7 protein-coding genes are annotated in these 9,600 nt (G+C 47.6%); 4 read left to right on the top strand and 3 right to left on the bottom strand.

Annotated elements, in window-relative coordinates; translation table 11 throughout:
* A partial coding sequence (locus tag KOO63_14540) for a hypothetical protein (GenBank protein MBU8923033.1) occupies positions 1–308 on the top strand: 308 nt, incomplete at its 5' end.
* Positions 309–516: 208 nt separating this feature from the next.
* Here the strand turns inward: KOO63_14540 and KOO63_14535 are convergent.
* Complete coding sequence (locus KOO63_14535) at positions 517–3,015, bottom strand: sigma 54-interacting transcriptional regulator (GenBank protein MBU8923032.1); 2,499 nt, start codon at positions 3,013–3,015, stop codon at positions 517–519.
* A gap of 20 nt (positions 3,016–3,035) precedes the next feature.
* On the bottom strand, positions 3,036–3,404 hold the full coding sequence (locus tag KOO63_14530; protein ID MBU8923031.1) for a hypothetical protein: 369 nt from the start codon (positions 3,402–3,404) through the stop codon (positions 3,036–3,038).
* An 846-nt stretch (positions 3,405–4,250) separates the two neighbouring features.
* On the opposite strand from KOO63_14530, the gene KOO63_14525 reads away from it, so the two are divergent.
* From KOO63_14525 to KOO63_14515, 3 genes are all read left to right on the top strand, one after another.
* Entirely contained in the window at positions 4,251–5,156 is a 906-nt protein-coding gene (locus KOO63_14525; GenBank protein ID MBU8923030.1) for a sensor histidine kinase, read from the top strand.
* Between the two features lie 209 nt (positions 5,157–5,365).
* Positions 5,366–7,006: a sigma 54-interacting transcriptional regulator gene (locus tag KOO63_14520; GenBank protein MBU8923029.1), complete on the top strand. Its 1,641-nt coding sequence runs from the start codon at positions 5,366–5,368 to the stop codon at positions 7,004–7,006.
* A 21-nt stretch (positions 7,007–7,027) separates the two neighbouring features.
* On the top strand, positions 7,028–7,510 hold the full coding sequence (locus tag KOO63_14515) for an adenosine-specific kinase (protein MBU8923028.1): 483 nt from the start codon (positions 7,028–7,030) through the stop codon (positions 7,508–7,510).
* Here the strand turns inward: KOO63_14515 and KOO63_14510 are convergent.
* A complete protein-coding gene (locus KOO63_14510) occupies positions 7,507–9,411 on the bottom strand; it encodes a sigma 54-interacting transcriptional regulator (protein ID MBU8923027.1) in 1,905 nt (634 codons plus the stop codon). The two genes, KOO63_14515 and KOO63_14510, sit on opposite strands and share 4 nt — an antisense overlap.
* Between the last annotated feature and the right edge of the window lie 189 nt (positions 9,412–9,600).

Raw genomic sequence — 9,600 nt, 5'->3', positions numbered from 1 at the left:
CAGTTATGCACAGGATGAACAGGTGCGACATGATTGACAAAAAAAGAACCATCTCTGTCTACGACTTGTTGCGCGATGGGGGGACTCAGAGCGGCGCCGTAGAAACCCGATGGTTCTTTGTCTGGAATGTCCTCCATACCGGCAGGACATTCCAGGAAAACGATTCTGTTAAGCGATTGACATCAGACTTATATATCACGATCTGTGCCATTATCAAATCGCACTCCATTATTATGAAGGTCTTTGCCTTAACAAGCATAACCTGTGATATGACAACTGGATACAAATTGGAAATCTTTGATAGCTGAAATATTGAAGTACAGGGATTTTCTATGATTAACGAAACAACTGTCTACACTGTATACGGTGATATTGAACAAATCCCGTTAGATACATAGAAGCAAGTACTTATCTATATATCTAATTGTGTTGATCCAGTACACACTGTGAACACAATATACATCGTTTTCTTCTTGTTGGATCGATAGTCTGTAAGGTGTGATTATTTTTCAGGAATTATTTGATGTAATGTCCCAAACCTGCTCGCCTGAGTTCCTTGTAGAGGGTTCCCCTTGATATCCCCATCCATTTCGCGGCTGCAGACTTGTTACCTCGACATATGGACATGATCCTGTTCAGTTTTTCTTTTAGAGAACCGTGTTCTGTCCGTGATCTTTCATCTGCTGAATCTTCGGGAAGATACATCTCAGAGCAACTCTTTATTTTCTCGGGCAGCATATCAATTGTTATCAACTCTGAATCTATCATATGATTTACCCTGTCAGCGACCGAGATCAATTCCCTGACATTACCGGGCCATATATATGCTTGTAACCTTTCAAGGGCAAGCTTCTCTATCCTTACTCTGCGTGATGAGCCGTTTCCGTTTCCACATACACGCCAGGTCAGAAGAGCTGCTACATCCTCGGGACGAGTCCTCAGCGGGGGAAGATGAATATGCTCGACATTGATCCTGTAGTACAAGTCCTGCCTGAATTTGGAAATCTCGACCATATCTTCTACACTTCTGTTCGTAGCGGATATCACTCTAAAGTCGACCGGCCTCTCCATATTTTCACCGATTTTCCTGATCTTCTTCTCCTGCAACACTCTCAGCAATTTTACCTGCTGGATCATCGTCAGCTCTCCGATTTCATCAAGGAATATCGTTCCTCCGTCAGCTTCCTCAAAAAATCCCTTCCGGTCAGTCAGCGCCCCTGTAAAACATCCCTTTCGGTGCCCGAAAAACTCACTTTCGAACAAGTGATCCGGAATCGCAGCACAATTGACTGCGACAAACGATCTATGAGCTCTGTCGCTTTTGTCATGGATCGATCTCGCTATCAATTCTTTCCCTGTCCCTGTCTCTCCCGTGATGAGGACCGGCCTGGAGAACGAGGAAGCGAACGACACCTTCTTCCAGACTTCGATCATACTATCCGACACGGCAACCAGCTTTTCGGAAATCAATAGATCCTGCGATTTTTCGAGAATCAGGACATCCCTGTCTCTCACAGGATCCACCCTTATCAGATCTGAGTTCCTCTTATATCGAAGCACCTTCTTCAATTGAAGATCTGTCTTCTTCCTGTTGATATCATCATCTGTTCCCGAAAAGAGATGACTCGCTTCTATGAGACTGTGCAGCGCTTTATCAACAGCCGATTCATTGCCGGGGTCCGGCAACAAAAACCCTTTTCCTTCAAGGCAGTAAAGCTCGTTCGCGAATATCAGGTGTGTCCTGGCCAATTCGTGAACGCATCCACCAGCTCTTAAGTGATCGATAGCGTTTTTAAAGAGAATCTTTCCCCTGTCTCTGTCTCCTGTCCTGAACTCTTTACTCCCACGAGCTCTTAATATCAAACCGGAAGACCACTTATCATCGGCTTTAACGGCATCTCGCAGGGCTGATTCAAAATATTTGTCAGCTTCCGATAATTTACCCTGAAGAAGGAAAACAAGTCCGAGCCTGCGTCTGATGTCACAAGCGACATCCCCATTTGGAGCGACCCCCGAAATCACACCAAGTGCCTCGGTCAGAAACTTCAACGCGGCAGGTAGATCTCCCCGCGAACCAGATATCGCGCCCACCAGATTCAGCGTCAGGGCCAGCTCTCTCTTGAAACCATTAGCACCCGCTATCTCTCCCGCCTTCTTATAGCATCGAATGGCCCCCGGATATTCACCACATTTTCTCTTGTTATTACCCTGAAGGATCAACGTCCTGCATACTCCCAGTACCCACTCCACTTTTCCAAACAGGCTTCTGGCGCGAACGGCAGCTTTCTCTGACTCATCAAATTTACCAAGATGATACAAAGCTATACCTTCATTTAACCAGGCTGCTGCTTCTGCGTAATTATCGTTATACCGCCTGCATAGATCCTTCGCTCTGCTGAAATAATCAAGAGCCTTATCCATAAAGCCCATAGTCCTCGAGATAAGACCCATCATCACAAGGATTCTTGAACGAGCTCTAATATCGTCATCATGAGTAGCGAATCCCAATGCCGTCTCAAGATGCTCCCTGGCTTCACCATGCCTGCCAAGCAGGTACAGACATGATCCTTTCGAAAGAAGTCTGTCGGTAATCAATCGCGAAGGAATCCCGTCCCCAGCATCTTCAATCGCCCGGTCAAGGATCGATATCGCCTCCGTGAATTCTCCACGTCTTCTAGCGACATTGGCCCTTATGACTCGTGCTTCGAAAACTATAACTGATCCAGGGATTTTAAGGGTGTCATCTGAATCGGGCTTCCTGAAACTCGACTTGGTCCCATCTTCATCAGGAATCATATCGGTATGGCAGAGACATTCATCAAAAAGCGAGAGGTAGTAGGCACAACGAGCCGCGGCAAGCATTACCCTGTACCTGAGCGGTGTTTCCACGCCAGGGTCTCCAGACAGACTGACCGCCTCAAGGGAACACTGGTAGGCCTGCCTGTGGTCACACCTCTCATTGAGATGATAAATATCGACCAGTAATTTTTCCAGTACGTTTCTTTGATCCTGCATTACTCCGGGTCCCGGCTGAATTAGCGTGTCAGCGTCAAGCTGATCATCATAATGATCATCCTGAATTTAGGGTTCACACGGGAATACCATCTGGCATTAGTCATTTTTGCTCTGTCTTGCCCCCGGAGCATAACATCCTGACCACTTCCACTTGAAACGGGCGGTGCGGATCCGACCCTGACATCATATAATGTAAATTCCGTGACGCCGGGATCGATCTTCAAATGAGGATCTTCCCCGGGATCCGCGTTAACCATATATTCAGAGAAATCGTATTTGGCCCTTCCAAGATCTCCGGCCCTTACAGCAACCGACATAGAACAGACTGTTATGACAGCGGCCAAGACCGGCAGGAAAAAGAAAATGACACCATGGTAAATACGTCTCATAAACACCTTCCAGTGCGTCCATACGCACGGATCTTCGCGTCAATTGATTTACCCTGTATGTCATCCGCCTTATCAGAATCGCTTGAGTTACATTGTAACAAATTTCTGTATTCGCAGTCAAGTCAGCCGACCCGAACAAGCTCCCTGGACCGTCTGAAAACCGTTGTCACAACAAAGGTTAATCTCTTATGCTTTTTTTTAACAGCCCTCACAGACAATTCCGGGCTGCTGTCGAAAAATGTAATTAAACGTCTTTCCGGCAGAAATGACATATCCGTTCAGATCGTCGATCAGGCTGAATATGAGAGAGGCAGTTCCACGGAACTTGTCCTTACCGTTGAACAGGATGGAACCATTACCCCCTTAAACCATAAATATCACCGAGTTATTCAATTCGAAGAGTAATTTCAGTAAATATTTCTTTACATTCGTCAATTATATGTTACACTAACTTATCTTGTTGTATTACAACCTGATACGCGACAGCTACCTTTGGCAGCGTAAATTATTGTTTACGAAAGAGATTTGTTTTATTGATCCCACGCTTGCCGAACAGGGTGGATTGCGCTTATATCTCATTTGTTTGCTAACAGTTACATATCATTGTAAATACGGATGGCTGGTGGCATGGTGTATGCGGTGGCAATAGGTGCCAGTACGATAAGTCGATATGAAATATTGCCTTGTGCAGAAAGACAGGTGATGACTGCCAGCCTGGTCGCAGGCCAGCCTGGATCGCTGCCTATGCCAGAGGGTGGGGTCTGTCCATTACAATCGGGGTCTAAATCAGCAACAGTTGGGGAGTCCTTTGAGTGCGGGGAACTTTCCTGCCGGAAACGCATAGGCATGAATGACAAAGACCAGTCACTGTATATTCGAAATCTGGAAATTATTATAGCCAGGAAGAACAAGAAGATAGAATCGATGAAAATGAATGCCGGAATCGACAACCATTCCAGGTGTATTGCCTACAGCATGTCCTGCCCTGTCTCCCAGATAATGAAGGACGCTTCACACCTGGAAAAGGAACTGCGCAGCATTTATGACATACCTGATTCCATCAAGGGTGTTGAGACATCAGGAAGATCGCGGGTTTTCGAACACCTCACCTCCCTCCTGGACCAGCTGACCTATCACACATCTCTAGTCGAAGAACTGGTCGAAAGTATTGTGAGCAAAAAATGGTCGAATCCCGACACCGAAGAGATGTCAGACCTGAATAAAGTGGTAACACATTGGGCCGAAAGGATCAGAAGTGAGGGACATATCGACCCTGGCATCCGGATCACTCTCAAGCTCAACCGATATATCCCAAATCTGCCGATGCGAGAAAGCGAACTTTTCCAGGTGATCTATCATATCCTGAAAAACGCCGTTGAGGCTCTGCCAACAAGCAAAGGCGGAAACGTGACCATAAAGACGGATATCTCGGATAAGAATGTGATCTTTGAAATAATGGATGATGGTTATGGCATCAGTAGAGACATCAGGCAGAAGATATTCGACCCTTTTTACTCTACAAAAAGTCACAGCAGTTCAGGCAAGCCGCATCCCGGGCTCGGACTGTATATCGCTGAACAGGTAATAAAATCGTACGGAGGCCGTATCGAACTTCACAGCGAAGAGAGCATCGGAACGGTTATCAGCGTTTTTCTGCCTGTCATCGAAAACAGGTACAGATCGTCAGGATCACATATTAATAACATTGACGAATCACCTCAGGAGACAGAAGTAACAAAAAATGTGCCTTGATACTGGAATAATGAAGACCATACCGATCGAGGATCGAGAACCATCGAATCGCCTGCGACTCATGCTGATACAGATGTATCTGCATAATCGGGCTTCAAAAGACCACCGAGACGAATGCACCATGGTTGTTCAATTGTGGTGTATTCTCCGAACGTATTGTACGTACAAATACACTTTTGAGGATATTCATGGAAGGAGATGTTGGGGAAATGGACAAGGATAATTCCGGCAGTGCCAACGATTTCTTTGCCGAGGCAGAAAGCGCCCTGGACTCTATTGAAGCTTCAGATTCGATAGAAAAAGGAAAGAACACTGCGAGAGAACTAAGCAAGGCTAAACGCCGACTGAATAAACTCGAGATGCTTATTGAGATCTCGAAAAACCTTAATTCTACCCTGAACCTCAACGAACTTCTGGCAGGCATCATAGATTCTGTCATCAACCTTGCTGACACAGACCGCGGATTCCTGATGCTCGCGGACCAGGACAACGAACTCCAGTTTCGGATAGCACGGGACAGAAAGGAAAAACCGCTTGTCGAAGACGATTTTGAACTCAGCAGGACAATCATCAATGATGTCTTTAAGAACGGAAAGACGGTTTTTTCGAATTTCACTGATGACGACCGTTATAAGAACCAGCAGAGTGTCATCGATCTAAGATTGCACACAGCCGCCTGCGTACCACTGATTCTCGAAGACAGGGTCATAGGCGTCATCTACACCGACTCGAGCAGGCTGACAATAGAACTCACACAAGACGATATGTCTATCATCACAGCGTTCGCTTCCCAGGCGGCAGTAACGATAGAAAACGCCAGACTTCATGGCGAACTGATCCTTTCAAGGGAAAATCTGGCAAAAGAAAACCTTATGCTTAAGCAGGAACTTTCCGAACAGTACGAATATTCCGGGATCATCGGAAAAAGCAAATCGATGGGCGAGATATTCAAGCTGATCGACAAGGTTGCGCCGATTGACTCCACGGTCCTGATACATGGAGAGACGGGAACCGGCAAGGAACTGATAGCAAAAGCTATTCATCATCATAGTACACGTAAGGACCAGGCCATAGTTCCTATCAACTGTGGCGCACTCCCGCTCGAGCTTCTCGAAAGCGAGCTGTTTGGACATAAAAAGGGGTCCTTTACGGGTGCGACGAATGACAAGGCAGGATTATTCGAGACCGCGAATGGAGGAACGATTTTTCTCGATGAGATCGGTGATATGCCGTTGCCACTGCAGGTCAAACTGCTTCGCGCCCTTCAGGAAGGCGAATTCCGCAGGGTCGGTGACAATAATACGATAAAAGTCGATGTGAGGATCATTGCCGCGACAAACCGCGACCTCACAGAAGACATCAATACCGGTCGGTTCCGCCAGGATCTCTTTTACAGGCTCAACGTCATTCCACTCAACATCCCCCCTCTCCGGGAAAGAAAAGACGATATCCTTCCTTTGACTGAACATTTTATAAAAAAATATTCCAAACAGATGAACAAGAAAGAAATGCGGATAGTACCGGAGACTATGAAGCTCCTCATGTCCGGTGACTGGCCGGGAAACGTAAGAGAGCTGGAGAATACTATTGAAAGATCTCTTGTACTCTGTGGAGATTCGACTATCCTGTCGAAAGAGTTCTTCCCGCAACTTCTGGACGAAAACAAGTTCCTGGGCGACTTCACCGAAGAAGCTACCCTGAAACAGAAACTGGGAGTCCTGGAGAAACAGATAATCACCGAAGCTCTTTTGAAAAACGGCTGGAAGATCACAAAGACCGCCGGCCATCTGGGAGTAACGAGGCAACATTTGCATAACAAGATAAAGTCACATAATATAGCCAGAGAATGATGGATTCAGGAGGATGAGATCATGGAAATCTTGACTGTTAAGGTCGAAAAACCAGATGAAGTCAACTTCATCTTCGGTCAGTCTCATTTCATCAAGACTGTAGAGGACCTTCATGAAACGGCGGTCAACGCCGTCCCGGGAATCAAGTTCGGGCTTGCTTTCTGCGAGGCATCCGGGGATTGTCTTATCCGTTATTCCGGAAACGACGAGGAAATGATCGAACTTGCAAAAAAGAATGCGCTGGCTATCGGAGCAGGCCATACATTCATAATCTTTCTGAAAAATACATTTCCGATACACCTTCTCAACGCAGTAAAGATGGTACCGGAGGTCTGCGGAATATTCTGTGCCACGGCCAATCCGACCGAAGTGATCCTTGCCAATAATGGGAGCGGCCGCGGAGTGCTGGGTATAATAGATGGCAACTTGCCGGCAGGCATCGAGGATGAGGATGGAAAGAAATGGCGTCATGATATCCTGAGGAAATTCGGGTACAAACTCTAATCTTCTACAGTCAATCCACACCTGCGCATCCTGTAGAGTAGGGTTGTTCTTTTCAGTCCGAGAGAGATTGCTGCCCTGCTGCGATTGCCTCTGGCCCGGAACAAGGCGCCTTCTATCTCGCTTCGTTCCATGTTCCGGATTTTGAGTTCAAGAGAATCAGAGCTATCGGTGGACGAATGATTATCCCGGACATCTCCCGCATGGCCGGCCGGTCCCATCCCGACCTTGGCACCATCCCGAAATAGAAATCCAGCAAGCCGATCAGAAAGATCGGTAACGCGAATCGTCCCTTTCTCCCGTTTCACAGCTGCCGAGAGAAGTTCGTTTCGGAGTTCCCTCACATTTCCCGGCCAGTCATATTTCATGATAAACTTTTTCACACCTTTTCCTAGCGAGAACGGCCCGATACCATATGTACTGGAAAATAGTCCCAGAAAGTACCTGCTTAGCGGGATGAAATCATCAGGTCTTTCCCGAAGCGGCGGCAACTCGCAACTCAAGACGTTCAACCTGAAATACAGGTCTTTCCGGAATACACCCTTTTTCACCGATTCCGCGAGCCGTCTGTTTGTCGCGGCAATGATCCTGGCCTCTGAGACCCTGATCTTCGTACCACCCACAGGGATATACTCACCACAGTCAAGGAACCTGAGCAATCTGGACTGGAGTCGAGGCGCCAGCTCTCCGATCTCGTCCAGAAAGACTGTTCCACTTCCAGCAGCCTCAAAGATTCCGGGCCTTGGCTGCTCCGCTCCGGTAAAAGCTCCTTTCACATAGCCGAAGAGAGAGCTCTCAAAAAGATCAGCCGGGAGAGCGGCGATATTCACTGTGAGAAAAGGAAGATCTCCCCGTCCACTCCAGTGATGTATCATTCGCCCGAGTATCTCCTTACCCGTACCAGATTCTCCTCCAATGAGAACAGGCATCGGTATAGTGGAAGCTTTCCTGATTCGGGACAGGATCCTGCGGGTCCTTCTGTCTGTTGTAACAAAAACCGACTTGCCCGGATAAATATCCTTCTCGCTTTCGATGTGTACATCCCGAACCACCATCTCGTAAGGCAGATGAACCAGGCCCTTTTCCCGCGAAAGCATATCGGCGCTGATACCGTACTTTTCAGCAGCCCCTTTCCTGCCTACAATATATTCATGCCTGGACATCAGATTCAGCCACCGGATCTTTTCGGAACGAAAGAGTCTCCCGCTACCGATGAGCCTGCCGGATTCCTCCAGAAGGCTCGATCCCCCGGCAAGATCATCCATCTCCAGCAATCCTTTGGTCCCGATCAACATTGCATTGATCCTCTGCCTGCGATGAAGCGTGTGATCGTCGATCATGCTGGATATTTGATCTACCGCCTCATCATAACGACCTGCTCTCAGGATGGTGAAAGCAAGCGCTATCCTGGCATTTGCAAGATCAGAATCATTTTGCAGGTTCTTGTAAGATGTGATTGCGAACCCGAGCAGTTCAGAGACCTCCATGGCATCACCTTCATGCCCCGACAGAACTACAGCAAGATTCACGGAGGCTTTCGCGGCAGAGAGCGGATCATTTCTCCCCAGTGATAACCGATGCGCCCGCCTGAGCAGGCGTTCTGAATCTCTATACCTTCCCTGCAACCTGTCGATCACCGCGCTGTTTACCCACAACCCCACCGGCACTGTTCCATCACAACACGCCTTGAAAAGCTGTCTGGATAGCCCGATATACGCCCTGGCAAGATCGAGGCTACCCTTCACAATAAATATTCGGGAGAGAACGAGCGCCGCCCAGGCCTGTAAATCGGCCCGCTCCGGACAGCCCTCCTTTAGAGATGAGAACAGGAGAACGGCTGCGTCCCCCCAGCCATTCAAGTATCGGCGGTACTGTCTCTCCAGCTCAGAAGGAACTCTCAACATAGCTTCCTCTCGAGTGGAAATCAGTTACCGTTTAATACTGGTCCATTATACACCAACGATGATCATGCTGTCAAATCGCCCACACACCAGCAGGATCCATATCACCGTAAAAGTACCATCTTTTTGGTACTCTCGAACTCGCCCGCTTCGATTTTGTAGAAGTATACTCCACTTGCTACACTCGAACCG

This window comes from Candidatus Latescibacterota bacterium (genome assembly GCA_019038625.1).
GTDB lineage: Bacteria > Krumholzibacteriota > Krumholzibacteriia > Krumholzibacteriales > Krumholzibacteriaceae > JAGLYV01.
The sequence above is the reverse complement of the archived record's forward strand: the minus strand, read 5'-3'. Positions and strand labels throughout refer to the sequence as shown.